The organism is Burkholderia sp. IMCC1007, assembly GCF_027257875.1.
Taxonomy (GTDB): Bacteria; Pseudomonadota; Gammaproteobacteria; order Burkholderiales; family Burkholderiaceae; genus Burkholderia.
Window position 1 is genome coordinate 55863 of the sequence record NZ_JAPVQY010000014.1, and the last position, 26696, is coordinate 82558.

General features: G+C 66.9%; 27 protein-coding genes. 16 read left to right on the top strand and 11 right to left on the bottom strand.

All coding sequences use genetic code 11. From position 1 onward, the window contains the following. Positions 1-6: 6 nt before the first annotated feature. Positions 7-285: a hypothetical protein gene (locus O1Q03_RS15320; protein WP_269504474.1), complete on the top strand. Its 279-nt coding sequence runs from the start codon at positions 7-9 to the stop codon at positions 283-285. 159 nt (positions 286-444) lie between these two features. On the opposite strand, the gene O1Q03_RS15325 is transcribed toward O1Q03_RS15320, so the two are convergent. Together O1Q03_RS15325 and O1Q03_RS40180 are read right to left on the bottom strand one after the other, a co-directional pair. After that, a complete protein-coding gene (locus tag O1Q03_RS15325) occupies positions 445-1725 on the bottom strand; it encodes an Nramp family divalent metal transporter (RefSeq protein WP_269504475.1) in 1281 nt (426 codons plus the stop codon). Between the two features lie 252 nt (positions 1726-1977). Continuing rightward, complete coding sequence (locus tag O1Q03_RS40180) at positions 1978-2109, bottom strand: low affinity iron permease family protein (RefSeq protein WP_269504476.1); 132 nt, start codon at positions 2107-2109, stop codon at positions 1978-1980. A gap of 227 nt (positions 2110-2336) precedes the next feature. Here O1Q03_RS40180 and O1Q03_RS15335 point away from each other — a divergent pair, with 227 nt between their 5' ends. Further along, complete coding sequence (locus tag O1Q03_RS15335) at positions 2337-3242, top strand: manganese catalase family protein (RefSeq protein ID WP_269504477.1); 906 nt, start codon at positions 2337-2339, stop codon at positions 3240-3242. A gap of 251 nt (positions 3243-3493) precedes the next feature. Here the strand turns inward: O1Q03_RS15335 and O1Q03_RS15340 are convergent, their stop codons facing one another. The 4 genes from O1Q03_RS15340 to O1Q03_RS15355 all read right to left on the bottom strand — a co-directional run bounded on the left by O1Q03_RS15340 (position 3494) and on the right by O1Q03_RS15355 (position 6715). Then, positions 3494-3772, bottom strand: a complete 279-nt coding sequence (locus O1Q03_RS15340) for a hypothetical protein (RefSeq protein WP_269504479.1) — start codon at positions 3770-3772, stop codon at positions 3494-3496. A gap of 116 nt (positions 3773-3888) precedes the next feature. Continuing rightward, on the bottom strand, positions 3889-5511 hold the full coding sequence (groL, locus tag O1Q03_RS15345; RefSeq protein ID WP_269504480.1) for a chaperonin GroEL: 1623 nt from the start codon (positions 5509-5511) through the stop codon (positions 3889-3891). An 84-nt stretch (positions 5512-5595) separates the two neighbouring features. Next, the gene (locus tag O1Q03_RS15350; protein ID WP_269504482.1) at positions 5596-5913 is read right to left on the bottom strand and encodes a co-chaperone GroES; all 318 of its coding nucleotides are present in this window, start codon (positions 5911-5913) and stop codon (positions 5596-5598) included. A 169-nt stretch (positions 5914-6082) separates the two neighbouring features. Continuing rightward, on the bottom strand, positions 6083-6715 hold the full coding sequence (locus tag O1Q03_RS15355) for a diguanylate cyclase (protein ID WP_269504484.1): 633 nt from the start codon (positions 6713-6715) through the stop codon (positions 6083-6085). Between the two features lie 202 nt (positions 6716-6917). On the opposite strand from O1Q03_RS15355, the gene O1Q03_RS15360 reads away from it, so the two are divergent. Then, positions 6918-7232: a hypothetical protein gene (locus O1Q03_RS15360; protein WP_269504485.1), complete on the top strand. Its 315-nt coding sequence runs from the start codon at positions 6918-6920 to the stop codon at positions 7230-7232. A 123-nt stretch (positions 7233-7355) separates the two neighbouring features. Here the strand turns inward: O1Q03_RS15360 and O1Q03_RS15365 are convergent, their stop codons facing one another. Both O1Q03_RS15365 and O1Q03_RS15370 read right to left on the bottom strand, forming a co-directional pair. Next, positions 7356-7631, bottom strand: coding sequence for a hypothetical protein (locus tag O1Q03_RS15365; protein ID WP_269504486.1), 276 nt, complete (start codon positions 7629-7631; stop codon positions 7356-7358). 335 nt (positions 7632-7966) lie between these two features. Further along, a complete protein-coding gene (locus tag O1Q03_RS15370) occupies positions 7967-8176 on the bottom strand; it encodes a hypothetical protein (RefSeq protein WP_269504487.1) in 210 nt (69 codons plus the stop codon). Between the two features lie 500 nt (positions 8177-8676). On the opposite strand from O1Q03_RS15370, the gene O1Q03_RS15375 reads away from it, so the two are divergent. The 3 genes from O1Q03_RS15375 to O1Q03_RS15385 all read left to right on the top strand — a co-directional run bounded on the left by O1Q03_RS15375 (position 8677) and on the right by O1Q03_RS15385 (position 12243). Continuing rightward, positions 8677-9531: a helix-turn-helix domain-containing protein gene (locus tag O1Q03_RS15375; RefSeq protein ID WP_269504489.1), complete on the top strand. Its 855-nt coding sequence runs from the start codon at positions 8677-8679 to the stop codon at positions 9529-9531. Positions 9532-9663: 132 nt separating this feature from the next. Beyond that, positions 9664-11331 carry an ATP-dependent helicase gene (locus tag O1Q03_RS15380; RefSeq protein WP_269504490.1) on the top strand — a complete coding sequence of 556 codons (1668 nt, stop codon included), beginning with the start codon at positions 9664-9666 and terminating at the stop codon, positions 11329-11331. 468 nt (positions 11332-11799) lie between these two features. After that, the gene (locus tag O1Q03_RS15385; protein ID WP_269504491.1) at positions 11800-12243 is read left to right on the top strand and encodes a hypothetical protein; all 444 of its coding nucleotides are present in this window, start codon (positions 11800-11802) and stop codon (positions 12241-12243) included. A gap of 190 nt (positions 12244-12433) precedes the next feature. Here the strand turns inward: O1Q03_RS15385 and O1Q03_RS15390 are convergent, their stop codons facing one another. Then, a complete protein-coding gene (locus tag O1Q03_RS15390; RefSeq protein WP_269504492.1) occupies positions 12434-13993 on the bottom strand; it encodes a methyl-accepting chemotaxis protein in 1560 nt (519 codons plus the stop codon). A gap of 227 nt (positions 13994-14220) precedes the next feature. On the opposite strand from O1Q03_RS15390, the gene O1Q03_RS15395 reads away from it, so the two are divergent. Continuing rightward, positions 14221-15735: an MDR family MFS transporter gene (locus O1Q03_RS15395; protein WP_269504494.1), complete on the top strand. Its 1515-nt coding sequence runs from the start codon at positions 14221-14223 to the stop codon at positions 15733-15735. A 179-nt stretch (positions 15736-15914) separates the two neighbouring features. On the opposite strand, the gene O1Q03_RS15400 is transcribed toward O1Q03_RS15395, so the two are convergent. Continuing rightward, positions 15915-16913, bottom strand: coding sequence for a quinone oxidoreductase family protein (locus O1Q03_RS15400; RefSeq protein ID WP_269504495.1), 999 nt, complete (start codon positions 16911-16913; stop codon positions 15915-15917). 125 nt (positions 16914-17038) lie between these two features. Between O1Q03_RS15400 and O1Q03_RS15405 the strand changes: the two genes are divergently transcribed. The 9 genes from O1Q03_RS15405 to O1Q03_RS15445 all read left to right on the top strand — a co-directional run bounded on the left by O1Q03_RS15405 (position 17039) and on the right by O1Q03_RS15445 (position 26031). Beyond that, complete coding sequence (locus O1Q03_RS15405; RefSeq protein ID WP_269504496.1) at positions 17039-17965, top strand: LysR family transcriptional regulator; 927 nt, start codon at positions 17039-17041, stop codon at positions 17963-17965. Between the two features lie 71 nt (positions 17966-18036). Next, a complete protein-coding gene (locus O1Q03_RS15410; RefSeq protein ID WP_269504497.1) occupies positions 18037-18603 on the top strand; it encodes a GNAT family N-acetyltransferase in 567 nt (188 codons plus the stop codon). A 9-nt stretch (positions 18604-18612) separates the two neighbouring features. Continuing rightward, complete coding sequence (locus tag O1Q03_RS15415) at positions 18613-19452, top strand: MerR family transcriptional regulator (protein ID WP_269504498.1); 840 nt, start codon at positions 18613-18615, stop codon at positions 19450-19452. Between the two features lie 123 nt (positions 19453-19575). Next, positions 19576-20553 carry a sulfonate ABC transporter substrate-binding protein gene (locus tag O1Q03_RS15420; protein ID WP_269504500.1) on the top strand — a complete coding sequence of 326 codons (978 nt, stop codon included), beginning with the start codon at positions 19576-19578 and terminating at the stop codon, positions 20551-20553. 285 nt (positions 20554-20838) lie between these two features. Next, entirely contained in the window at positions 20839-21252 is a 414-nt protein-coding gene (locus O1Q03_RS15425) for a VOC family protein (RefSeq protein WP_269504502.1), read from the top strand. Between the two features lie 396 nt (positions 21253-21648). Further along, entirely contained in the window at positions 21649-23232 is a 1584-nt protein-coding gene (locus O1Q03_RS15430) for a flavin-containing monooxygenase (protein WP_269504503.1), read from the top strand. A gap of 21 nt (positions 23233-23253) precedes the next feature. After that, positions 23254-24192 (top strand): SDR family NAD(P)-dependent oxidoreductase, encoded by a 939-nt coding sequence (locus O1Q03_RS15435; RefSeq protein WP_269504505.1) that lies wholly within the window; start codon positions 23254-23256, stop codon positions 24190-24192. Beyond that, the gene (locus tag O1Q03_RS15440; protein WP_269504507.1) at positions 24189-25094 is read left to right on the top strand and encodes a metal-dependent hydrolase; all 906 of its coding nucleotides are present in this window, start codon (positions 24189-24191) and stop codon (positions 25092-25094) included. The genes O1Q03_RS15435 and O1Q03_RS15440 overlap by 4 nt, the downstream gene beginning before the upstream one ends. Before the next feature lie 4 nt (positions 25095-25098). Next, positions 25099-26031 (top strand): alpha/beta fold hydrolase, encoded by a 933-nt coding sequence (locus O1Q03_RS15445; RefSeq protein WP_269504509.1) that lies wholly within the window; start codon positions 25099-25101, stop codon positions 26029-26031. Here O1Q03_RS15445 and O1Q03_RS15450 read toward each other — a convergent pair. Further along, positions 25992-26546: a putative glycolipid-binding domain-containing protein gene (locus O1Q03_RS15450; protein WP_269504510.1), complete on the bottom strand. Its 555-nt coding sequence runs from the start codon at positions 26544-26546 to the stop codon at positions 25992-25994. The genes O1Q03_RS15445 and O1Q03_RS15450 overlap by 40 nt on opposite strands. Positions 26547-26696 lie beyond the last annotated feature (150 nt).

Sequence of the window (26696 nt, forward strand, 5' to 3'; positions counted from 1 at the left end):
GAAGAAATGATGTCGTTGTCCCAGGATGTGAGCCCCAAGAAAACTGCTTCCGTACACAAAGCCTCGCTCCCGTCGCCGGTTTTCTGGAAGCCGGAGCCCGTGGTTGCCGCGCCGCCGGAATCGACGCAGCCGGTGCCGGAACTGCGTGACTTCTTTGCGGCGGCCGCGCTGCAAGGGTTATTGTCACGCGATGCCGGCCGCAACGTATCGGCGATTGCCGACTACGAATCCAAGCGCGCGCTCCACGCGTATCGCATCGCCGACGAAATGCTGAAAGCGCGATAAGCGACCAGGCCCGCCGACCCACGCGGGCCTGCCTCCTCCTTCTTGCATGCCACCGTAAAAAAGACATATCGCCGCGATGCCGGCATGCAACATTTTCCACCGCGCTTATTTAACTCACGCCGAAAAACCGTTATTCGCTTACTGCCGCAATACGAATCACTACGGCAATTGCTGCACGAGTAAAACGACATTCAGCATACAAATGACGACCGTCGCGCCAATCGCGGCCCAGTGCGTCGCGCGCCCGTTCGCGAACGCGCCCATGATGTCGCGACGTCCGGTGAAGTAGACCAGCGCCAGCATCGGCACGGGCAATACGAACGACAACACGACCTGGCTGATCACGAGCGCGTGCGTGGACTCGACGCCGAGCCCGACGACGACGAACGCCGGCACCATCGTGACGAGCCGGCGCAGCCAGACGGGAATCCGGAATCCGACGAAGCCCTGCATGATCATCTGCCCGGCCATCGTGCCGACGACGGAACTCGAGATGCCGGAGCTCATCAACGACACGAGAAAGACCACCGCCGCGGCCGCACCGAGCAGCGGCGTCAGCGTCCGGTACGCGGTGCCGATTTCCGCGACATCGCGATAGCCGGCATGAAACGCCGCGCTCGCCATCACGACCATCGCCATGTTCACGGCGCCGGCGACGGACAATGCAACAATCACTTCCCGATTGGAAAAACGCACCATGATCCGGCGCTGCGCCACGTCGAGCCCCGACACGCGCCGCTGCGTGAGCCCGGAATGCAGATACAGCGCATGCGGCATGATCGTCGCGCCGACGATGCCGACCGCGATCGTGAGCGCCTCGCCGCGCGGCCACTCGGGCACGACCGCGTGCAGCCCGACTTCGCTCCACGCGACCGGCGCGATGCACAGCTCGGCCAGATAGCACAGACCGATGACGCCCACGAGCATGCCCACCACGATCTCCATCGGGCGGAAGCCGTTCCGGTCGGCCAGCAGGATGCCGTAGGTCACGACGGCCATCACGGCCATCCCCGCGAGCGTCGGCAGGTTGAACAGCAACGACAGCGCAATCGCGCCTCCCAGAAATTCCGCGAGCTCGGTCGCCATCGCGGCAAGCTCGCTCACGATCCACATGCCGACGACTACCGGCTGCGGGAAATGGGCACGACAGAGCTCCGCGAGATTCCGGCCGGTCGCGATCCCGAGTTTCGCCGACAGCGCCTGGAACAGCATCGCGATCACGTTCGCCAGCAGCACGACCCAGAGCAACGCGTAGCCGAACTGCGCACCGGCGCGGATGTTCGTCGCGAAATTGCCGGGATCCATGTACGCGACCGACGCGATGATCGCCGGCCCCGCGAACAGAAGCACGGCGCCGGGCCCGCGCCTCGTGCCCGCGAAGACGTCGCGCATGCCGGTCTCGGTTCGCTCCGTCAGCGCATTCCTGTCGAGCGTCGCCATCCGCCCTCCTTCGAGAAATCGGCGTCGCACGCGGCACGGCCGACGCAACCCGAATGACAACCGCTTGTAAGTGCGGCAGCAGACGCCGCCGGTTGCGACGCGTCGCTTGGCGTATCCGCAGCACCCGCCGCATCCCTTTTGTCGCATGCCGCCGTCCGGCCGTCAACGGCCGCCCGTTTCGCCGGCGCGCGGTACCCGTTCGCAAGACCGGGCAGCTCCGTCTCCGATGCATCCTCGATGCCGATCAGCCGATCATCCGATCGACTGATCGCTCGCCGAGCGCGTCGCCGCGACGCGTTCGTCGTGCCTGACGTGCAGCGCGACGCCGTCGCGGTGCCGGCTCCGCTGCGGCACGAACACCATCAGGAACATGATGATCGTCATGCCGGTATGGACCGCGCGTGGCCACGCTTTCGAGTCGTGAAAGACCGGCGCGCAGGCCGCACGCTCGCGCGGCCGGGAGCCCCGAGCAGCATGCATGCCCGACCCACGCCGCACGTTCGCGCGCGACTCCCGCGACGCCCTCGCCGCGCGGGACCGCTTCGTGCTGTGCGCGTCGTGCTGCCGTTTCGACGCGGCGCATGTCGTGCAACCCATTCCACGGAGATTCCATGTTCATCCACAACACACGGCTTCAGTACACGGTGCGCGTCGATGCGCCGAATCCGGGGCTTGCGAACCTGCTGCTCGAGCAGTTCGGCGGACCGCAGGGCGAACTCGCCGCCGCGATGCGCTATTTCACGCAGGCCATCACCGAAGAAGACCCGGGCCGCAAGGACATGCTGTTCGACATCGCGACCGAGGAGCTGAGCCACCTGGAGGTGATCGGCTCGCTGGTGGCGATGCTCAATCGCGGCGCGAAGGGCGAGCTCGCCGAAGCGGTCGACGAGCAGGCCGAGCTGTACCGCAAGCTGCACGGCGCGGGCAACGACAGCCACGTGACGCAGCTGCTGTACGGCGCCGGCGCACCGTTGACCAATTCGGGCGGCGTGCCGTGGTCGGCCGCCTACATCGACACGATCGGCGAACCGACGGCCGACCTGCGCTCGAACATCGCGGCCGAAGCGCGCGCGAAGATCATCTACGAGCGGCTGATCAACGTGACGGACGACCCGGGCATCCGCGACGCGCTGGGCTTCCTGATGACCCGCGAGGTGTCGCACCAGAAGTCGTTCGAGAAGGCGCTGTATGCGATCACCGCGAACTTCCCGCCGGGCAAGCTGCCGCCGGTCGAGCCTCACGACCGCGTGTACTTCCGGATGCAGCCGGATGCGGCGCCGCTGGTCGGGCCGTGGAACCACGGCGACGGTCTCGAGATTCGCCCCGCCGAGCCGGCAGTCGATGGCGGCACGGGCATTGCGGAGGGCATGCTCGAGCCGCAGCAGGCAGAAGCGATCGACGCGATGGCGCAGCGGCTCGCATCGGATCCGGACAGCGACCCGATGACGGGCGCCGAGCTCGGTTCCAGCGCACCGGTTCCGCAGCAGCGTGCCGCCCGCAAGCCGGACGGCGCATGACCTCGGCCAGACAGGCGTCCGCGTCACGCGCAGGACGCCGCTTCGCCCCCGAACGGAGAACGATGCGGCAACAGACACGACTGCAGGCGATGAAGGTTGATGGACCGGCTGCGGACTGCATGACGCGCAGGCGATGGAAGAACAGGCGATGGCCGCACGACATCGCGCACGCGGTGCGCGCGTGTGCAACGCGAGGCCAGACCGACGGGCCGGCCACGCGATAGAAATGCATCCGGCGACGCGGGCGCGGGTCAGAGGCCCGCGCCGCCCGGATCCGGTTGATCGGCCATCAGGTACTGGATGACGAGCGTCGGGTCGGCGACATCGAGAATCAGCCGGCGCATCACGCGCTTGCGCATGTGGTTGTCGTCGAGCGTCCACGGCGCGGCGGCCTCGCCGAGATAACGGGCGATCGCGTCGCTGTGATCGCCGTCCGGCGCGAGGCCGAGCCGCGCGGCGAGCAGGCCCGCGACGACGTCGTCGATCTCGATGTGCAACGCATGGGAATCGATCAACAGTTCGAGCTTCATGATCGGTATTGCATCAACGAAAAAGCCGGCGCGCGCGCCCCGCTTCCGCGCGCGCCGAACAGTGCCGCTCCGGCCGGCGGCACGTCGATACTCGCAGGCGTTGCCTGCGAGGCGGGTCAGTATCCGAGTTCAGGCGCCGCTGCCGGCTGCGCGCTTTCCTCCTTCGGCGCTTCCGCGACGGTGGCATCGGTCGTCAGCACGAGGCCTGCGATCGACGCGGCGTTCTGCAGCGCGGTGCGCGTGACCTTGGTCGGATCGACGACGCCCGCCTCGACCAGATCGCCGTACTCGCCGGTCGCCGCGTTGTAGCCGAAGTTGCCGCTGCCTTCGAGCACCCTCGCGATCACGACCGACGGCTCGTCGCCCGCGTTCGACGCGATCACGCGCAGCGGCGCCTCGAGCGCGCGCAGCACGATCCGGATGCCGGCATCCTGGTCGGCGTTCGCCCCCTTGATGTCCGACAAGGCCGCGCGCGCACGCAGCAGCGCGACGCCGCCGCCCGGCACGATGCCCTCTTCGACCGCCGCGCGCGTCGCGTGCAGCGCATCGTCGACCCGGTCCTTCTTCTCCTTCATTTCGACTTCGGTGACCGCACCCACCTTGATCACGGCCACGCCGCCCGCCAGCTTCGCGACACGCTCCTGCAGCTTCTCGCGATCGTAGTCGCTCGTCGCCTCGTCGATCTGCACGCGGATCGACTTCACGCGTGCATCGATGCGCGCGGCATCGCCCGCGCCGTCGATGATGATCGTGTCGTCCTTGCGTACCTCGACGCGCTTCGCGCGGCCGAGGTCCTCGAGCGTGGCCTTGTCGAGCTGCTTGCCGGTTTCCTCGGAGATCACCGTCGCGCCGGTCAGGATCGCGATGTCCTCGAGCATGGCCTTGCGCCGGTCGCCGAAGCCCGGGGCCTTCACGGCGGCCACCTTCAGGATGCCGCGCATCGCGTTCACGACGAGCGTCGCGAGTGCTTCGGCCTCGACGTCTTCCGCGACGATCAGCAGCGGCTTGCCGGCCTTCGACGCCGCCTCGAGAATCGGCAGCAGATCGCGAATGCTCGAGATTTTCTTGTCGTGCAGCAGGATCAGCGCGTCGTCGAGATAGGCCGCCTGCTTGTCGGGATCGTTGATGAAGTACGGGCTGACGTAGCCGCGGTCGAACTGCATGCCCTCGACCACGTCGAGTTCGTTCTCGAGCGACTTGCCGTCCTCCACCGTGATCACGCCTTCCTTGCCGACCTTCTCCATCGCGTCGGCGATGATCTTGCCGATCGCGTCGTCCGAATTCGCGGAGATGGCGCCCACCTGGGCAATTTCCTTGTGGGTGGAAATCGGCCGCGACAGCTTGCGCAGTTCGTCGAGCACGGCGCCCACGGCCTTGTCGATGCCGCGCTTCAGATCCATCGGATTCATGCCGGCCGCGACGTGCTTCATCCCTTCCTGCACGATCGCCTGCGCCAGCACGGTGGCGGTCGTCGTGCCGTCGCCGGCCACGTCGGCGGTCTTCGACGCGACCTGCTTGACGATCTGCGCGCCCATGTTCTCGAAGCGGTCCTTCAGCTCGATTTCCTTCGCGACCGACACGCCGTCCTTCGTGATGACAGGCGCGCCGAAGCTGCGCTCGATTACCACGTTGCGGCCCTTCGGACCGAGCGTCACCTTCACCGCGTCCGCCAGGACATTCACGCCCTTGACGATCTGGCTACGCGCACCGTCGCGGAATTTCACGTCTTTTGCAGTCATTTCGTTGCTCCGGATGAGTTGGTTCGTTGTACGGAACGCCGCGCACACCGGGCCAACACCGGTGCGGCGCGGACCAATCGGGTATCAGGCCGCTTTTTTGGCGGCTTGCGCGTCGGGTTCGAGTACGCCCATGACGTCCTCTTCGCGCATGACGAGCAGTTCCTCGCCGTCCACCTTGACGGTCTGGCCTGCATATTTGCCGAACAGAACCCGGTCGCCGACCTCGAGCTGCAGCGGGCGCTGCGAGCCGTCCTGGAGCAGCCGGCCGCTGCCGACTGCAATGACTTCGCCCTGCTCGGGCTTTTCGGCGGCGGAGTCGGGAATCACGATGCCCGAGGCTGTCGTCCGCTGCTGTTCGATTCGCTTGACGATAACCCGGTCGTAGAGGGGACGAATCTGCATTTTCATCTCCTGAGCGATGAGAGATCACCTGAAAAAAAGGGAATCCGGCGGCGCACGCACCGGTGAAACATGGGTGCGCAGCCGTGCCGTCGACTGGCGAAATGCGAAATAGTGGCGCGCCGCGCGCGCTTCAAGGGGCCGATCAAACGCCTGTTTGTAACAAAATGTTTCAGCGCATCAGGATGCGGTCGATCCTGCCCAGCCGATAGAGCGCGCGACGCGCACGCGGCTGCGGCGGTCGCGGCAACACCGGACACGGCGGCTGCCGGCCGCCGTCGGCATCGAGCGTGTCGTCGGGCTCGTCGAGCACGCGCCAGAGCCCGCCCTTGACCGGGCGGAACAGCCACCTCGCGTATCCGGTGCGCGCGGCAAGCCGCATGAGTTCGTCACGGTCCGGTGCGCCGTCGATCAAATGGCATTCGGCGGACGGCCCGCTACCGTAATCGCCGAATGCCTGGCGGCACGCAAGCGCTTCGCCGGGCGGCGCGCCGATCGTATTGCAGCCGCGCCGCTCGACGCGCTCGAGTTCCCATGCGCCGAGCCGCCATGCGGCATCGAGCAGCATCGCGTCGACGGCCTCGATCGCATGCCACCGGTGATCGAGCTGAATCGCACTGCCGGGCACCGGGCGCCGCCGCAGGTCGACGCGCGGCAGCGCAAGCGGTGTTTCGCGCAGAAAACCATGCCAGTGCAGGATCGCGATCAATGGCGTATTGACGCGTGCGGCGGCAGTCACGGTCACGGCATAGAGCGGCAGTCGAACGGCCTCCATCTGCTCGTTCACGATGTCGAAAAGGTCCATGAAACCTCCCTTCGTGCTGTGTCGAACGGCCCCTTGAAATTCGCAACGGCTGTCCTATTTTAGGTGTCGCTCAACGCAGTCGCGGTTCACGCGCTGCGTGTTTCGATGGGTTATCGGCCAGGCTGGCGGCGGCACGGTAGCGCACCGGTTCGTCGCGCGTCGTGCGGCTGCCTGCCCGATGCATTCACCAAGAGAGACGAACATGCTCAGTCCACACGAATTCGCGACCCTGATGCTGATCCGTCATGCGCCGGATCAGCTGGACACGAGCCGTGCCGAGATCGACACGCTGCTCGAGCGACAATTGATCATGCTGGAACACGCCGGCGGCGGGTATCGCCGCGTGCACCTGACGTCGAGGGGACATGCGTTGCTCGACGCGTTCGGATCGGGCGGCGCCGGCCGCGCGCGCCGGGACACGTACCGACGCCACCGCGACGCGCGCCATCCGGACCCCCATCAACGGTTGGCCACGACCGCCATCGATGCAAACCCGAGCGTGCAACCGCAAACCTGACGGCGGAGAATGCAGACGATGTGACGTGTCGAGGCCGCGCGCGACGGACTGTCGAACGGCAGTCCGATACGGCAGCAGGCAATCGGGCGGGGGGCGGACCAAGCCATCCCGCCGCGACCGAAATCAGTGGGAATAACGCGGGTGGCTACCGTTCGCGCGATGGAACGGTTGCAATCGGGCAAGTTGCTCGACCGAGATGGCAACGACTTCGAGGACATGCCGGATGATCTCCTCGTCCGCCATGCCTGCGTTGATGTACTGCTGGATGCTCATCGTGCGGGGCGGATAGCTGCCCGATCCGTCGTCGATGATGTAAATCCTCGCTGAACGACTGTCCGGCGACAACACGACCTGGACAGTTTTACCGTGAACGACGGTCTGCATGCACAAGGTGGACATTCGCAGTCTCCAGTTGCGTTGCCTTGAACCGATCGGTACTTCGCGACGCGAGGCATTAATCTACAAAGTTCTGCCGCCATTCGCAACTATCTCGAATTAATCAGGATCGATCGGCTGCCCTGACCGGCCGGAGCGCCCGGTCAGGCACGCCGCAAGCCGCCGGCCGGCACACCGGTCCGGCTACGCCATGCACGCGCGAACGCACGCGACCGACGCGCCACGCATCGGCGCGTCGGTCGTGTTCGCTTCGGATGAATCGGATTGCCTGCTCGCCCCGCCGGCGGATCAACGCATGCCGTCTCGCCGGCGCGCGCATCGCGCGGGGATGCGACGCGCTACGCGTAGCGGCTCAGCCACTCTTCGGAGAATTTTTGCGCGTAGGAAACGGCTTCGGCTTCGGTGTCGAATTCGCCCAGATTGCGGAACGCCGCCTCGCGGCTGAAACCCAACTTCGTGACCTCGACCTGGGCGGCGTACTTGCCGTCCGCCGTCACGCACGGTTCGCAGTTCATCTCGTAACCGCGCATCACAAATTTCTTCTGCATGGGTTCAACGCATCTTTTTTGAGACGCGGAATCGTAGCATGTCGGCGCCGCGCGTTCGGGCTCGCCGATCAATGTATCTGCGTGGGGCTCCACTAGAGGAAACCGTCCACACGCGTCGGATGGCTTGTGCAGAATTGTCGACCGCCAGTTCCGCAATGCCGACGTCGTGCGCGCCGCGACGCGCCCATGCCTGGTGCATTCCGTCCCTGCTGCGGTGCATTACGTGCCGATCCACGTGGAATATGCGCGTGGCAAGCAGCGATCCGCGCCTGAGGGTTTTCAACGCATCGTTCGCGCTCGCGCAACTGGCGCGCCGCAGCGTAACGTCAAGACACACCTTTCACACAAACGCACGCTTGAACGCATGGAATGACGGCGGTTTTGCGGTAAAGTTATCTTTTCCGCGCGTGGCCGGTCGGCTCGCCACTGGACATCGTCAAGACTGTCCGCCGAGACTGCCGAAAGGCGTCGTTCTGAACGTCACGATCCGTTCCCGTAGCATGACCACTGAAGCAATCACCACGGATTCCCTCGCGGTAGCCGAGCGCGTGCGCGAGCTGATGAGCCGCAACGGCATCGGCAAACGCCAGCAAACCACCGAGCTGTGCCGCATCCTCGACCTGAGTTTTTCGCAGGGCCACCGCAAACTGCGTGGCAGCAGCCCCTGGACCCTCGCGCAGATCAAGAAAGTCGCCGAAGCCTACGGCGAGCCGGCCGCGCAGCTGTTCGGCGCGCAGGCGCTCGACCCAGGCATGGTCGGCGCCTATTCGCAGGAGGCCGTCCTGTATGCCGGCGTCGCCGAAATTCCGTGCACCGCATGGATCGGTGCGCCGCTCGAAGCCGGCGCACGCCCCGAGTTCGTCGCGTACGAACAGAACGGCCGCTGGCGCGTGCTGCGCCATAGCGGCGTGCTGTACCAGAACGCGTACGACGTGCACAAGATCGAGATCTATCCGCGCCGCGCCGAGAGCGACAAGCTCGTCGTCGCGGTGATCGATCCCGATCGCGTCAGCGCGACCGAGCTGTGCCGCTATCTCGAACGGCAGGGTTTCGCGACCGCCGCGTTCGACGGCCTCGCGCCGTTCGTCGACGCACTGCAGGGGCAGGCGTTCGACGCCGTCGTCACCGAATGGCTGCTCGACGACAGCACCGCCGCAACCGCGATCAAGGCCGTGCGCACGTCCGACAATCCGGGCGCGCCCATCTTCGTACTGACGGGCGACCTGCTGACCGGCCGCGCGAGCGAAGCCGACATCAGCGAAGTGATTCGCGCGTTCGACGTCGTCTGCTACGAAAAACCCGCCCGCATGGCGATCCTCAGCGCCGATCTCGCGAAACGGCTCGCGCGCGGGTAAGTCGCGGCCGTCGGCCGCACTCGCTTCCCGCCCGAACGGCTCGCGTCCGTGCTGCACGGCGGTCGTGAACAGGTTCATCAGTACAATAGCCGGACCTGTTCACGCCCTTATCGGCATCCGCCGCCCGAGCTCATGGCCCGCCTCATTCCCGACGACTGGAAAAGCCTCGCCGCCACCGGCGCGGCCGAACGCGAGCGCGAGACGCTCGCGGCCCTCGAGCACGCGCTGCCGGACAGCTACACCGTCTATCACGGCGTGCACTGGACGCGCGCCGACCAGGGCTTCTCGGTGTTCGGCGAAGCGGCGTTCGTCGTCGTCAGTCCGGCCGGCCGCGTGCTGCTGATCGAGCAGAAAGCCGGTTTCCTGCGCGAAACGCCGAAGGGGCTCGTGAAGGTCTACCTGCAGAAGGAGCGCAACGTGCCGATCCAGCTCGCGCGTACGCAGGAGACGCTGCACCGGCGCCTGACCGCCGTGCTCGGCGCGGGCGTCTACGGCGTCGAGGCGCTGCTGTACTGCCCCGACTACTCGATCCGCGACACGGCGATCGCCGGCGTCGCGGCCGACCGCATCGTCGACGCGTCGCGCAAGGCGCAGCTCGCGCAGGTGATCCTGCGGATCCTGCCGGAACACGACGAACCGTTGCCGAACGCAGCGAAGCTGCATCATTTCCTCGCGGACGAGCTGGCGCTCACGCCCGACACGAGCGCACTCGTCGGGCAGGCCGGCACGCTCGTCACGCGGCTGTCCGGCGGGCTTGCCGCGTGGGCGCGCCAGCTCGAATTCACGCCGTTCCGGCTGCGCGTGACGGGCACCGCGGGTTCGGGCAAGACCCAGCTTGCGGTGCAGGCGATGCGCGACGCGGTCGCGGCCGGCAAGCGCGTGCTCTACGTGTGTTTCAACCGGCCGCTGGCCGACTACATCGCACGCATCGCGCCGGCCGGCGCGAAGATCGCGAACTACCATCAGCTGTGCGACTGGGTCGTGCGCGACGGCGGCTATACGCCCGACTTCACCGTGCCCGGCGCGTTCGAGCGGCTCGAGGCGCGCTTCGCTGAAGCACCGATTCCGGAACACTGGCGCTTCGATGTCCTGATCGTCGACGAAGGGCAGGATTTCCACGCGCCGTGGGCAACGGCACTGGAGCGCCTGCTCGCGCCGCACGGTGCATGGTGGTGGCTCGAAGATCCGCTGCAGAACCTCTACCTGCGCGAGCCCGTCGCGCTGCCGGGCTGGGTCACGCTGAAGGCGCTGACGAACTATCGCAGCCCGCGCGATCTGCTCGAGTTCGTGCGCGACGTCGTCGGACGCGTCGAGCCGCTGGCGGCCGAACTGCGTTCGGGCAGCCCGTTCGACGGTTCCGATCCGTCGGTGTCGTCATACGGGGAAGATGGCGCATCGGGCGACGCGCTCGCCGAAGCCTGCATCGACGCGACCAAGCGCGCGATCACGCATGCGCTGTCGCTCGGTTTTCGCAAGCAGGACATCGCCGTGCTGTCGTATCGCGGCCGTGAAAACTCGGCGCTCGCGTCGCTCGACCAGCTCGGCCCGCACCGGGTCAAGCACTTCACGGGTAAGTATGATCTGTTCGGCAACCCTGAATATCGCGAAGGCGACGTGCTGCTCGATTCGATCTACCGCTTCAAGGGGCAATCCGCGCCGTGCGTGATCCTCACCGAGATCGACTTCGACACGCTCGATGCGCGCGCGGCTCGCAAGCTGTTCGTCGGCGCGACGCGCGCGACGATGAAGCTGCTGCTCGTCGCGTCGTCGCGGGCGGCCGGGCAGCTCGCGGGGGGGTGAGGGGGCGGACGGTTCGCGCGCCACGGGCGCGAGCTTCCGCATGACGCTCGTTGAAACAATCGGGCACATTTCCTTCTGCCCACACGTCTTGTCCACTGGCCTTTCGGCCACTTCCGGCAGCACTCGACCATTCACCCGCTTGCAGCCTGCGATTACGATGCCAGGTCATTCGTTGTGAGCGGAATATGCGATGGCCGACGTCAAGAAGGTGCCTTACTACCAGCCCCAGAAGGGGTGGTTCGGATCCGAGTTGAAGGAGTACAAGGGAGCCCAAGGATGCATTCCCCTTGATACTCACAAAAGCGTGTCGTTCGACCGGCCGGCTCCGGGGGCGAAGCCGCCACCCGCTCCTCCCGATGCGACATCTCCCGCTGTGAAGGTTCCGAAGCAGAGTGCTGCTCCTCGACCTCAGCCGAAAGCCGATAAGGCAGCGCCCAAAGATCCACCAAAGCAACCGGAATCGGAAGTGTGCGAAAACCCGCGCAGATTAGAACCATCAGATACATTGGCTTAGCCCTTATTGTCTACATCGGCATCGGCTTGATCATTCACCTCAATCGCCCCGCCTATGGGCGTTGCGATTTTTATAATCGTCCTGAAACACTGGACGGCGGCATAAAAAACATGAATGGCGTTCCATACCGATTCACGATGTGCGGCACCGCCGGAAACGATCAGGATGGGACGAATGACAAAATAGAATTGAGAGTCTTCAGTGACAAAGGGGACCTCCTGGCCAGACGATACTTCTCCGTGAACTGGTATCACGGAAAGCGCTTTCATCAGCCGTTGAGTTATGAGGGCAACATGGTTCGCTACGTCGACTTCACCGATGAGTCGAACTACGAAAAGTCCCTGCCAATCCCACCAAGCAAGTGGGATTGGCTTCGTGCCAGGTTGCCTTTGTTTTGAGCGTATCGAAGCAAACGTACTCCGGGACTCGCTGGTCGGTGTATGTACATTGACCCGCTAGGAAAGCCCGACGGAAGGCACAAACCTTCTCGCTCGGATCATCCGGGACAACACAGACTGAAGCCCCCGCTAAAGTACATCGCAGGCCGGCTCCCCGAACAACCACCCCGCCGCCCGTCCCCGCCATCACTCACGCCACCTGAAACGCCCCCACCGCCCGACGCAGCCCGTCCGCCTGTTCCTCGAGCGACGCCGCGGCCGCGGCCGCCTGCTCGACCAGCGCCGCGTTCTGCTGCGACACCCGATCCATCTGCGACACCGCGCGGTTCACCTGTTCGATCCCGTCGCGCTGCTCGTTCGACGCGGCGGCGATCTCGGTCATGATGCCCGTCACGCGGCCGATCGCCCGCTGGATGTCCTGCATCGTGTCGCCGGCCACGCCGACGAGCCGCGAGCCCATCGCAACGCGTTCCACCGATTCGCCGATCAGCGCGCGGATCTCCTTCGCGGCCGATGCCGAACGCTGCGCGAGCGTGCGCACCTCGCCCGCGACCACCGCGAAGCCGCGGCCCTGCTCGCCGGCGCGCGCGGCTTCGACCGCCGCGTTCAGCGCGAGGATGTTGGTCTGGAATGCGATGCCCTCGATCGTGCCGATGATGTCGGCAACCTTCTGCGAACTCCGGTCGATCTCGTTCATCGTGCCGATCACTTCGCCGACGACCGTCGCGCCGCGCGTCGCGATCTCGCTCGCGTCGTCCGCGCAGGCCTGCGCCTCGACCGCATGATCGGCGTTCTGCTTCACGGTCGCCGTCAGCTGCTCCATGCTCGCGGCCGTTTCCTGCAATGCCGCAGCCTGTTCCTCGGTGCGCTGCGACAGGTCGGTGTTGCCGGCCGCGATCTGGTGCGTCGCGGTCGAAATGGCCTCGGAGCCCTGCGTCACCTGCCGCACCGTATCGGCAAGACTGCGCTGCATGCCGGTCACGCCCCTGACCAGTTCGGCCATTTCGTCGCGTGACGACCAACGCACTTCCGACGTCAGATCGCCTTCGGACAGTCGACGGAAATGCGACAGCAGCCGGTTCACCGGTTGCGTGATCGCGAAATGCAGCCCGACCGCGCAACCCAGGCACGCGGCGAGGCCGAACGCGATGCCGGCGATCGCACCCGCACGCATCCACCCGTAGTACATCTGCGCGGTGTCGTAGACCGCCTTGCCGCGTTCGGCCTGGTACGTATCGAGCGCGTCGGTCGCCTGCGTGAGCGCGACCGACAGCGGCGGCGCGACCGTCATCAGCAACCGGTCCGCGTCGTCACGGCGCCCGTCGCGGATCGCGTCGATCAGCGGCTTCAACGCCTGCCCGATCAGCGCCTGGCGCGCGGTATCGAGCCGGCCAGCCAGCGCGCCCTCGTCGCCGTCGTGCGGCAGCGCCGCGTAGGTGCGCCATGCTGCGTCGGCCTTCGCGAGATAGTTGTCGGCCTTCTTCACGAGATCGGGTACTTCCGGCGCATCCGGATGCAGCAGCACACGGTCGAGCGTCGTGCGCACGATCGTCAGGTTCAGGCTCGCGGCCGACAGCGCGGTCTTCGCGGCCAGTTGCTGCGTATAAGCCTGATCGAGCGCGCGGTTGGAACTGTGCATGCCGACGAGGCCGATCACCCCCGATACGACGAGCAGCACGGCGACGAGACCGAGCGTGGAGAAAATCCGCGTACGGATCGAGAAACGGGAAAACAGGGCGTTCAGGTTCATGACGGCACGTGAGCGATAAAAATCTGGCGGCGATCGGTCCGCGGCACTCTGGATGACGGTTTGCCTGCAAAAAACTTGAGTCCGGCCGCCTTTCATCGTGATCTCGATCAAATTTCCGGCCGGCAACCTCCTGTTACCAATGCAACAAATCAAGCCCCGGCAGAAATTGACCAGTCAACAAATCACCTCTATATTTCGGTCAATTCCCTGCCATGGCAGATATCTCGATGAGAACCGATACCCTTGTTGCTCCGCCGGTCGCCGAAGCGGCCCGCCGCGACGCGCCCACCGGGCTGATCATCGCCGCGCTGCTGCTCGTGATGCTGCTGTCCGCGCTCGACCAGACGATCGTGTCGACCGCGCTGCCGACGATCGTCGGCGAGCTCGGCGGCCTCGATCAGCTGTCGTGGGTCGTCACCGCCTACCTGCTTGCGTCGACGATCGTGCTGCCGCTGTACGGCAAGCTCGGCGACCTGTACGGCCGCAAGATCGTGCTGCAGGCCGCCATCGTGCTGTTTCTCGCCGGCTCCGCGCTGTGCGGCGTCGCGCAGGACATGACGCAGCTGATCGTGCTGCGCGCGCTGCAAGGGCTCGGCGGCGGCGGCCTGATGGTGGTCACGATGGCCGCAATCGGCGACCTGGTGCCGCCCGATCGCCGCGCGCGCTATCAGGGGATGTTCGGCGGCGTATACGGCCTCGCGACGATCATCGGGCCGCTGCTCGGCGGCTTCCTGGTCGAACACCTGTCGTGGCGCTGGATCTTCACGATCAACCTGCCGCTCGGCTTTGTCGCGCTCGCGGTGATCGGCATCGCATTCCGGCCGCACACGGCGCACGTGAAACACCGGATCGACTATATGGGCGCCGCGTTCCTCGCGACCGCGCTCACCTGCGTGATCCTGTTCACGAGCGAAGGCGGGTCGCTGCTGCCGTGGTCGTCGCCGCAGCTGTGGATGACGCTGGTGCTCGGCGTGGTCGCCGTCGGCGGCTTCATCTACGAAGAACGCCTCGCGGCCGAGCCGATCATGCCGCTCGAGCTGTTTCGCGAGCGCACGTTCGTGCTGATGGGCCTGATCGGCTTCGTCGTCGGCATCGCGCTGTTCGGCTCGGTCACGTTCATTCCGCTGTATCTGCAGGTCGTGAAGGGCTCGACGCCGTCGCAGGCGGGGATGCAGTTGCTGCCGATGATGGGCGGGATGCTCGCGATGTCGGTGATCAGCGGCCGGCTGATCTCGCGGCTCGGCACCTATCGCCCGTTTCCGATCGCGGGGACGCTGATCGGCGGCGTCGCGATGGCGCTGCTGTCGACGCTGTCGCTCGACACGCCGCTGCACACGATGTACGCGTACATGGCGCTACTCGGAATCGGGCTCGGCATGGTGATGCCGGTGCTGACGCTCGCCGTGCAGAACACGGTCGAATTCCGCCACATGGGCGTCGCGACGTCGGGCGTCACGCTGTTCCGCTCGATCGGCGGCTCGATCGGCGTCGCCGCGTTCGGCGCGCTGTTCTCGCACGGGCTCGAATCGCGGGTGATGCAGGCGCTGCCGGCCGGCACGGAGCTGCCGCCCGCGCTCGGCCCGGCCGCCGTGCACCAGTTGCCGGATGCCGTGCGCGATGCGTATCTGCATGCGTTCGCCGGATCGCTGCACGTGGTGTATCTCGCGGCGGCGGCCGTGATCGCGATCGCGTTCGTGCTCGCGTGGTTCGTCGAAAGCGCGCCGCTGCGCAAGCATCATTGAGCGGCGTGGAGACCGCGTTTGAGCCACGCGGAGGCCGCGCCTGCCCGCGTGGAAGTCGCGTTTGACCAGCGTGGAAGCCGCGCTGACCGGCGTGGAAGCCGCGCTTGAGTGGCGCGGAGGCCGCATCGCCGCGGTTTCCGTCGAAGCCGTGACGCGCTGCGCCCCCGCGCCGCCCGCCGTCACGGCACCAGCACCACCGCCCCCGTCGTCTTGCGCGACTCCAGCAGCCGGTGCGCATCGGCCGCTTGCTCCAGCGGCAGCCGCGCGCCGATCTCCACGTGCATCCCGCCCGCGAGCCGTTCGAGCGTCGCGCGCGCCGCTTCCCGATACCCGGCGACGTCGCGCGCGATGAAGCCGAGCACGCTCGGCCGCGCGAGCGCGATCGAGCGGGCCGGCCCGAGTTCGTCGAGATCGATCGTCTGCCGCGCGCCGATCGCGGCGACCTGCCCGATGCTCGCGACCATGCCGAACGGCCGCACCGCGCCGAGCGTGCGCGTCAGCACGTCGCCGCCGATCCCGTCGATCGCATAGTCGACGCCCGCACCGCCGCCGAACGCGCGCGCCGCCGCGACGAAATCCGCTTCGCGATAGTCGATCACCGCATCGGCGCCATGTGCGCGCACCAGTGCCGCCTTCGCGGCCGACCCGACCGTGCCGATCACTCGTGTGCCGAGCGCGCGCGCCCACTGCGTCGCCAGCAGCCCGACGCCGCCGGCCGCCGCATGCACGAGCACGGTATCGCCGGCGCCGACCCGCCGCACACGGTGCAGCAGCATGTAGACGGTGATTCCTTTCAGCAGCGCGGCGGCGGCCGCGTCGTCGCTCACACCGTCGGGCACGGGCACCACGCGTTCGGCAGCCAGCGTGCGCAGGCTCGCGTAGCTGCCGGTCGGCAATCCCGCATACGCGACCCGCTGCCCGGCGACGAGATCCATCACGCCAGGCCCGACCGCTTCAACCACGCCGGCCGCCTCGACGCCGAGCGCATCCGGCAGCGCCGGCAGCGGATGCGCGCCGGTCCGGAAATAGATATCGACGAAATTGACGCCGACGGCGGTCTGGCGAATCCGGACCTCGCCGGCGCCGGGCGGCGCCACGGGCGCATCGACGCGACGCAGCACGCCGGCGTCGCCATGGCGGTCGATCCGGATCCGGATGGCAGTGACAGTCTGGGTCATGACGTTCCTCGCAATCGAATGAAGTGTCACGATCATCCCATCGGGCACAATCGATCGGAATTCCCGCTACGCGCCCATTTACTGTGCAAAATTCGACCGATGTGACGCCAGTATCCGGCCAGCCGATGAGCTGGGACGACCTCCGCTATTTCCTCGCGGTGATGCGCGGCGGCAGCCTGTCGGCCGCCGCGCGGGCGCTGCAGGTCCAGCATTCGACGGTCGCGCGGCGCATCGACGCGCTGGAGTCCGCGCTCGGCATCCGGCTGTTCGACCGCTTGCCGCGCGGCTGGCCGCCGACCGACGAAGGGCTGCAGCTCGCCGAGCATGCGGCGCGGGTCGAAGCCGACGTGCATGCGTTTGCGCGCGCCGCCCAGGGTGCGGCGACGCTCGACGGCGTCGTGCGCGTGTCGGCGTCGCCGGTGTTCGCGAGTCACTTCCTCGCGCCGCAGCTCGCCCGTGCACAGCGCGCATGGCCGGCGCTGCGGATCGACCTGATGGGCGAGATGCACGCGGCGAACCTGTACGCGCGCGAGGCCGACCTCGCGGTGCGCCTGTCGCGGCCGAGCGAGCCCGGGCTGGCCGCGCGCCGGCTCGGCACGATGCGCTTCGCGCTGTGCGCTTCACCCGACTGGGCCGCCGCACCGCCCGACACCTGGGCGTTTCTCGGCTACGACGATGCGCTCGCGCAAATGCCGCAGCAGCAGTGGCTCGAACGCTTCGCCGCCGGCCGCCGCTTCGCGTTCATCGCGAACGATCTGGCCGCGTTGCATCGCGCGTGCGTGGCCGGCGCGGGCATCGCGCTGCTGCCGCGCTTTCTCGTCGACGATCCAGTGCTGGACGCGGACGAGAACGCGAATGCGGGCGCACCCGCCGCGGTCGCTGCATCGTCGTCGGCGCCCGCGGCGCTCGTCGAGCTGACCGACGCGCCGCGCTGCGACGTCGAGCGCGAGATCTGGCTGGTCGTCCATCCGGACGTGCGCCGGTCGCCGCGCGTGCAACGTGTCGCCGACGCGATCGCGGGCGCGGTTCGCGCGGCGGACGGCCACCTGTAGGCGGGCTGCCATCTTTACCGCACGGCCCGGCGGGCGGCATAGTAGCGGTTTCGTCCGCTCGCTTCGCCACCATGTCCGCCGCCCCTGCTCCCGCCTGCGTCGTCCGCGACGCGACCGATGCCGATCTCGACGCCATTCAAGCGATCTACGCGCACCACGTGCGCCACAGCGTCGCGTCGTTCGAGGAGATCCCGCCCGGCGTCGAGGAATTGCGCGCACGCCGCGTCGCGGTGCTGCGTCACGGGCTGCCGTATCTCGTCGCCGAATGCGACGGCCGCGTGGCCGGCTATGCGTATGCGACGCCGTATCGCACGCGCAGCGCGTACCGTTACACGATCGAGGATTCGATCTACATCGACGACACGATGCGCGGGCGCGGCGTCGGCCGCGCGCTGCTCGCGGCGCTGATCGAACGATGCGAGGCCGGCCCGTGGCGGCAGATGATCGCGGTGATCGCCGACGGCGGCACCGGCGGCTCGACGTCGCTGCACCGCGCGTTCGGTTTCGAGCCGGCAGGCGTGCTGAAGGCAGTCGGTTTCAAGCACGGCCGCTGGATCGATTCCGCGCTGATGCAGCGCACGCTCGGCGACGGCACGCGGTCGCTCCCCGCGTCGCCCGAGCCTGTCGCGTCGCGCTAGAATGGCCGCATGCCAAAACAGACGCCAACCAATACCGACGAGGCCGCTGCGGATTCCCGCAACGAGTACACGGTCGACGAGCTTGCGCGCGTGTCCGACACGACCGTGCGCAACGTCCGCGCATACCAGGATCGCGGGCTGCTCGCGCCACCGGAGAAGCGCGGGCGCGTCGGCATCTACGACGACACGCACGTCGCGCGGCTGAAGCTGATCAACCATCTGCTCGCGCGCGGCTACACGCTGTCGAACATCCAGGATCTGATCATGGCGATCGACGAAGGTCACGACCTGCGCTCGATCCTCGGCCTGGAAAACGCGATCGGCGGCCGCTGGTCGCACGAGTTGCCGAAAACCTATTCGCTCGCCGCGCTCGCGCAGATGTTCGGCCCGCAGACGGCGTCGCAACTGTCGCGCGTGACCGAGCTCGGGCTGCTTGAACGCCGCGGCCTGTCGTTCGTCGCGAAGAGCCCCGCGCTGCTCGAAGCGGCGGCCGCGATGACGAAGGAAGGCATCCCGCCGCGCGAACTGCTCGACGTGATCAGCCTCGCGCGGCCGCACTTCGACGCGATCGCGCGGCTGCTCGTCGATCTCGTCGTGAAGCGGCTCGACCGCTATGACGAAGGCACGCTGCCGCCAGTCAACGACGTGCCCGCGCTCGTCGATGCGATCTGGCGGCTGCGCCCGCTCGCGGCCGTGTTCGTCGAAGGCGAAACGAACCGTGCGCTCGAGAATGCGGCGAGCGCCTATCTCGGCGGCCGCGTCGCGACGATTCTCGACAAGAAGCTCAGCGACGAAGCGGCGCGGCACGCTGGTACGCCCGATCCAGAGCGCAACGGCGACAAACCATAGGATCGCGGCCGTCATATTCATATCGGCAATGCTTCGTTTGCGGGCCTGAGCGCCCATGCGACGATTCTTCCAACCGAGCGGCACCGGCCGCTCTCCGAAGACATTTCGCATGGAGTCCGTTCGATGATTCGTTTTCCCCGCTGGATCACCCGCATTGCCGCGACCGCGCTTGTCGCCGCCGCCACATCGGCCTTCGCGCAGGGCAGCGCGGACAAGCTCGTGCGCATCGGCTACCAGAAGGCCGGCCTGCTCGCGGTCGTCAAGACGCAAGGTGCGCTGGAGGCACGGCTCAAGCCGCTCGGCTACGACGTCCAGTGGTTCGAATTCCCGGCGGGCCCGCAGCTGCTCGAGGCGCTGAACGCGAACAGCATCGACTTCGGCTACACGGGCGCGCCGCCGCCGGTGTTCGCGCAGGCGGCGGGCGTGAGCTTCGTGTACGTCGCCGCGGAACCGCCGTCGCCGCACAACGAAGCCATCTTCGTGAAGGCTGATGCGCCGATCCGCTCGCTCTCGGATCTGCGCGGCAAGAAGGTTGCGCTGCAGAAGGGGTCAAGCGCGAACTACCTGCTGCTCGAAGCGCTGAAGAAAGCGGGCGTGCGTTACGACGAGATCCGCCCGGTCTACCTGCCGCCCGCGGACGCGCGCGCCGCGTTCGAAAGCGGCAACGTCGACGCGTGGGCCGTCTGGGATCCGTATTACGCGGCCGCCCAGAATTCGCTGAAGATCCGCACGTTGTCCGACTACACGGGCCTTACGCCGGCCAACAACTTCTACGAAGCGACCCGGGCGTTCGCGGAGCAGCATGCCGACGTGGTCGGCGCGATTCTGAAGCAGTTGCGCGAGACGGGGCTGTGGGTCAACGGGCATCCGGCCGAAACGGCCGCGCTGATTGCACCGAAGGTCGGCCTGCCCCTGCCGCTCGTGGAAACGTGGATCAAGCGCGTGCCGTTCGGCGCAGTGCCGGTCGACGACAAGATCGTCGCGGTTCAGCAAGGGGTGGCCGATGCGTTTTATGCCGCGAACCTGATTCCGCGGAAGCTGAGCGTGGCGGACAACGCGTGGATCGACAAGCGTGTGGCGGGCGCGCTGGCGGCGAAGTAACGCGCGGCCGCACGCGTTCGAAAAGGCCGACGGGCGCGCTGCCCGTCGGCCTTTTTCGTGCTTGCCGGGATGGCGGGAAACGCGAAACATACGGTCGGCGTTTGGCCAGAAGGCGGGTTCGCTGTCGCCCGCTTCGACGAGATCATGCGAAGCGCGCCGCCGGTTTTCCCCTGCGAGCGGCTCGCTGAAAAAAATTTCGCGGCGCTTGTCGATTCCATCGGTTCCCGGCCGTCGTTGTCGATAGTGGCGGCAATCGTGCCGCCGCGACATGCAAAGGACAAAACGATGAGCAAGAAGATCTTCGTCAACCTGCCGGTGACCGACCTGAAGCGTTCGAAGGCGTTCTACGAGGCGGTCGGAGCCGTCAACAATCCCGCGTTCAGTGACGACACCGCCGCGTGCATGGTGTTCTCCGATACGATCTTCGCGATGCTTCTCACGCACGACAAGTGGCGCCAGTTCACCAGCAAGCGGATCGTCGATGCACACGCGGACGCGCAGGTACTGTTGTGCCTGTCGGCCGAGAGCCGCGACGAGGTATCGAGCCTGGTCGACAGCGCGAGCGGTGCCGGCGGCCACGCGGACCCCACGCCCGTACAGGACTTCGGCTTCATGTACGGCCGCAGCTTCGAGGATCCGGACGGACACATCTGGGAAGTGATGTGGATGGATCCGAACGCCGCCCCGCAGCACGACTGAGCGCACCTTCGTCGCGCACGCGTCGCCCGGCAGCGCGCGACGTCGCAATGGAAACGTAGGCGATGGCGTGTATCCGCGGGCCCGCTCGCGCAGGTCACGATCGTCGCCGGGGTTTTCCATGAGACGGCCGCCCGTTCGAGCCGCCCATGATCGTGTTTCAAACAGGCCGCCGCGTGCCGGCGGCCCCGCCGGCTTCCTCCCACGCCCTGGCGACGGCCCTTTCCGCGCATCCCGCAATGCGGAAACCGAACCGTTCCAAACCCCGCTCCGCCTTTTCTGGCGCGGCTTCGCGCCCTTAGAGCGGCGCTTCTAGTCCCTTGCGGTTTCCGGGCTCAGCCACTATCGTTACATCAACCAATGTAACATTCTAAAATGAGCCAAATCGGAGACACCCGGATGAATGCTCGCACGTTGCCTTTCGGCCCGCCCGGCCACGACGGCCCGGACGAAACCACCGACATCGCCATCATCGGCACCGGCTTCGCCGGCCTCGGGATGGCCATTCGCCTGCGGCAGACAGGCGTGACCGACTTCGTCGTGCTCGAAAAGGCGGCATCGGTCGGCGGCACATGGCGCGACAATCATTACCCCGGGTGTGCATGCGACGTGCAATCGCACGTCTATTCGTTCTCGTTCGCGCCGAACCCGCGCTGGACCCGCATGTTCGCGCCGCAGCCGGAAATCCGCGCGTATCTGGAAGACTGCGTGCAGCGCTTCGGCGTCGGCCCGCATCTGCGCCTGAACCACGAGTTGCAGCGCGCCGAATACGACGAAGCCGCGCAACGCTGGCGCCTCACGTTCGCGAACGGCAAGCGGCTGGCGGCGCGCGTGCTGGTGTCGGGAATGGGCGGCCTGTCGCGCGCCGCGCTGCCGGCGATTCCCGGCGTCGAGACCTTCAAGGGCCGCGCATTCCATTCGCAGCAGTGGGATCACGACTACGCGCTCGAAGGCAAGCGCGTCGCGGTGATCGGCACCGGCGCGAGCGCGATCCAGTTCGTGCCGCAGATCGCACCGCGTGTGAAGACGCTCGCGCTGTTCCAGCGCACGCCGCCGTGGATCATGCCGAAGCCCGACCGCAACCTGACGCGCTTCGAGAAATGGCTGTTCCGCGCGCTGCCGTTCACGCAGAAGGCGGTGCGCAGCGGTATCTACTGGATGCTCGAATCGCGCGTGCTCGGCTTCGCGATCCATCCGTCGCTGATGAAGAACGTGCAGAAGCTCGCGCTGCGCCACATCCGCAAGCAGATCCCCGATCCGGAGCTGCGGCAGGCCGTCACGCCGAACTACACGCTCGGCTGCAAGCGCGTGCTGATCTCGAACGACTACTACCCGGCGCTGTCGCGCAAGAACGTCGACGTGATCACGACCGGCATCGATCACATCGAGGCCGACGCGGTCGTGACGACCGACGGCAAGCGTCATGAAGTCGACTGCCTGATCTACGGCACGGGCTTCCAGGTCGCGGATCCGTATCCGCGCGGCGCGATCATCGGCCGCGGCGGCCTCGACATCGTCGATGCGTGGCGCGACGGCGCGCATGCGTATCTCGGCACGACGCTGCCGGGCTACCCGAACTTCTTCATGATCGTCGGCCCGAACACGGGCCTCGGCCACAACTCGATGGTGTTCATGATCGAGTCGCAGATCGAATACATCCTCGGCGCGCTGCAGGCGATGCGCCGCGAACGCGCGGAGGCGATCGAGGTGCGCCCGCTCGTCGAGGCGCAGTTCAACAACGACCTGCAGCACAAGCTGAAGAAGGCGATCTGGTCGACCGGCGGCTGCAAGAGCTGGTACCTCGATCCGCGCACCGGCAAGAACACGACGCTGTGGCCGGGCTTCACCTGGCGCTTCCGCCAGGCGACCGCGCACTTCTCGATCGCCGACTACCACGCGTATCGCGCGCCGCACCACGACACGACCGCACGGCCCGTCGCCGCGCCGGCCGCTTCCGCTTCCACTTCCGCCGAAGCGGCCTGAACCAGACAAGGAGCCACCGACATGAGAGATTTCGCCAACAAGGTCGCCGCGATCACGGGCGCAGGCTCGGGCATGGGCCGCTCGCTCGCGGTCCAGCTCGCGCAGGCCGGCTGCCACGTGTCGCTCGCCGACAAGAACGGCGTCGGCCTCGCCGAAACCGAGCGGATCGTGCGCGCGATCGCGCCGAAGGTGCGCGTGTCGACGCGCGTGCTCGACGTCGGCGACCGCGACGCGATGTTCGCGTGGGCCGACGACACCGCGAAGGAACACGGCAAGGTCAACCTGATCTTCAACAACGCGGGCGTCGCGCTGTCGAGCACGATCGACGGGATGGAATACAGCGATCTCGAATGGATCGTGAACATCAACTTGTGGGGCGTCGTGCACGGCACGAAGGCATTCCTGCCGCACCTGAAGGCGACCGGCGACGGCCACGTGATCAACACGTCGAGCATCTTCGGGATCTTCGCGCAGCCGGGGATGAGCGGCTACAACGCGACCAAGTACGCGGTGCGCGGCTTCACCGAGTCGCTGCGTCAGGAGCTCGACATGCAGCGCTGCGGCGTGTCGGCCACCTGCGTGCACCCGGGCGGCATCCGCACCAACATCGCGCAGTCGAGCCGCATCTCGAAGAACATGATCGGCTTCATGATCGAGAGCGAGCAGCAAGGCAAGGACGACTTCGAGAAGTTCTTCATCACGACGCCGGACGACGCGGCGCGCACGATCCTCGCCGGCGTGCGCAGGAACAAGCGCCGCGTGCTGATCGGCCGCGACGCGAAGGCCGCCGACTGGATGGTGCGCGTGCTGCCGGCCGCGTATCAGGCGCTCGTCGTGCTGAAGTCGCGCCGCGAGGCCGCCAAGGCCCGCCGCGCGGCCGCCCGCTACGGCGTGCCGACGGCCGCCCCGCTTCACGCCACCTACCGCAACGCAGGCAATCAGGGAGGAGAACAATCATGACGACGCCGAACATGATGCCGGTGCGACGCGACATCCGGTTCGCGCTGCCGCCCGAACGCGCGAAGGACTGGCATGTGCAGGGCGTGCCGGTCACGCACTTCATGAACGCGCTGTCGCTGCTGTTCCCGGCCGGCGAGCGCTTCTTCATGGACTCGGTGCGCAACTATCGCGACCGCATCGACGATCCGGAACTGAAGAAGCAGGTGCTCGGCTTCATCGGCCAGGAAGCGATGCACACGCGCGAGCACATCGAGTACAACGACCTGCTGCAATCGTCCGGCCTGCCCGCGCACAAGCTCGACAAGCGGCTGTGGACGATCCTCGGCTTCTTCAAGAAGGTGCTGCCGCACTCGATGCAGCTCGCGATCACGATCGCGCTCGAGCACTACACCGCGATCCTCGCGAACCAGCTGCTATCGGGCCACGAGCACCGGATCGACGGGTCGGTCGAAGGCTATCAGCAGATGTGGATGTGGCACGCGATGGAGGAAACCGAGCACAAGGCCGTGTCGTACGACGTATGGAACGCCGTGATGAAGCCGGGCATCGGCAGCTACCTGCTGCGCACCAGCACGATGCTGCTGACCACCGCGATGTTCTGGACGATCGTGTTCGACTTCCACGTGCGGCTGATGCTGTCGCATCGTCGCCGGCACGGCCGGTTCGGCGGCATGTGGCGTCTCGTGAAGTATCTGTACAGCCCGAAGACCGGCGTGTTCCCGAGCATCGCGCGCGAATGGCTCGACTATTTCCGGCCGGGCTTCCATCCGTGGGACCACGACAACCACCAGTACCTGCAGGGCCTCGACACGCTGCTCGCGAACATCGATGCGACCAACGCGCGCTATGCGGCGCAGGCCGCGCCGCGCCGCGTGCCGCTGCATCCGGTTGCGCAGGCATGACGTCATGGCGCTCGCACACGAGATGCTGACCGTCCATTCCGGCGACGTGAAGCTCGCCGTCCATGTCAGCGGCCCGCGGCGCGCGCCGCCGTTGATCCTGGTGCACGGCTACCCCGATTCGGCGGCCGTGTGGGCGCCGATCCGCGCACGGCTCGCGAAGCGCTATCGCGTGATCGCATACGACGTGCGCGGCGCCGGCGCGTCCGATGCGCCGCGCCGCCGCGCGGACTACACGCTCGCGCGGCTCGCGGACGACCTGAAGGCCGTCGCCGACGCAACCTGCGGCGGCCGGCCGTTCCATCTCGTCGGCCACGACTGGGGGTCGATCCAGTGCTGGGAGGCCGTGACCGACCCGGCGTTTCGCGGCCGGATCGCGTCGTACACGTCGATCTCCGGCCCGTGCCTCGACCACGTGTTCCGCGCGAAGATGCGGCTCAAGCAGAGCCTGAAGTCGTGGTACATCGCGTTCTTCCATCTGCCGGTCGTGCCGTCGCTCGTCTGGCGGCTCGGCGCCGCCGCGCTGTGGCCGCGCTGGCTGCAGCTCACCGAGCGCGTGCGGCCGGAGCGCGATCCCGCACAGTTGAAGAATGCGCTCAACGGGTTGCAGCTTTACCGCGCGAATTTTTTGGCGCGGGCAAGAAAGCCGCGCGAACGGCATGCGCAGGCGCCCGTGCAGATTCTCGTGCCGGTGCGCGATCGCTATGTGACGCCCGAGATGTCGAGCGATCTCGATCGCTGGCTCGGCGAGCACGTGCGCGAGGAAATCGAAGGTTCGCACTGGGTCGTGCTGCGCAATCCCGATCTGATCGCGTCGCGGATCGATCGGTTTGCGGCGGCGCAGGAAAAGCCGGTAGTCGCGACGGCGTTGGCTGGGCCGAAGGCCGCGGCCGCGGCAGGTCAGCGCACCGGCGGCAAACGCTTGAACAGCGTTTCGTAGTCGATCACGAGCCCGTCGGCGTCGATGTCCATTTCCGCGGTGAAATCGCGGAAGATCCCTTCGTAGCGGTAGCGCCGGCCGGGCTCGATGCACGCATAGGCCTGCTTGACCGGCTTCACGGTCAGGTCGGGCGTCGAGATGTAGGCGACGTCGAGCGGCCGCCGTTCGCCGCGCGCGAGGCCGAGGCGGCCGATCGGCAGCGAATTCGTGAACGGCGTGGCCGCGATGTCGATGTCGACGCAGCCGTCCAGTTCCGGCAGCGCACGGCCTGCTCCATCGCGCCAGTGCCCCGCCCCGTCGCCGCGTAGTTCGAGCGTGCCGCCGCCCATCACCCTGAGCACCGCATACGTCACCCGCCAGCGCGGATCGCACTCGACCCGGTACGCCAGCCCGTACGCGCGGCCGTACCGCTGGCCGACCACCGCGCTTTCGACGACGATGCCGCCGTCGCTCCGCTCGAACGTCAGGTGTTCGATCCCGTCGCCTTCGACCGACGCCCAGCGTACTTCGCGCATCGTTCCTTCTCCTTGTTTCGTCGCGCCACGCTCACGCGTCAGCGTGGCCACGAAAACAATAACAACAACCCAAATTCGCTAACAAATCGCGCAAATCTCGCGAAAACGCTAACACACGCGTCCCGCATCCGCGCCGACCGCGTCTCCCTG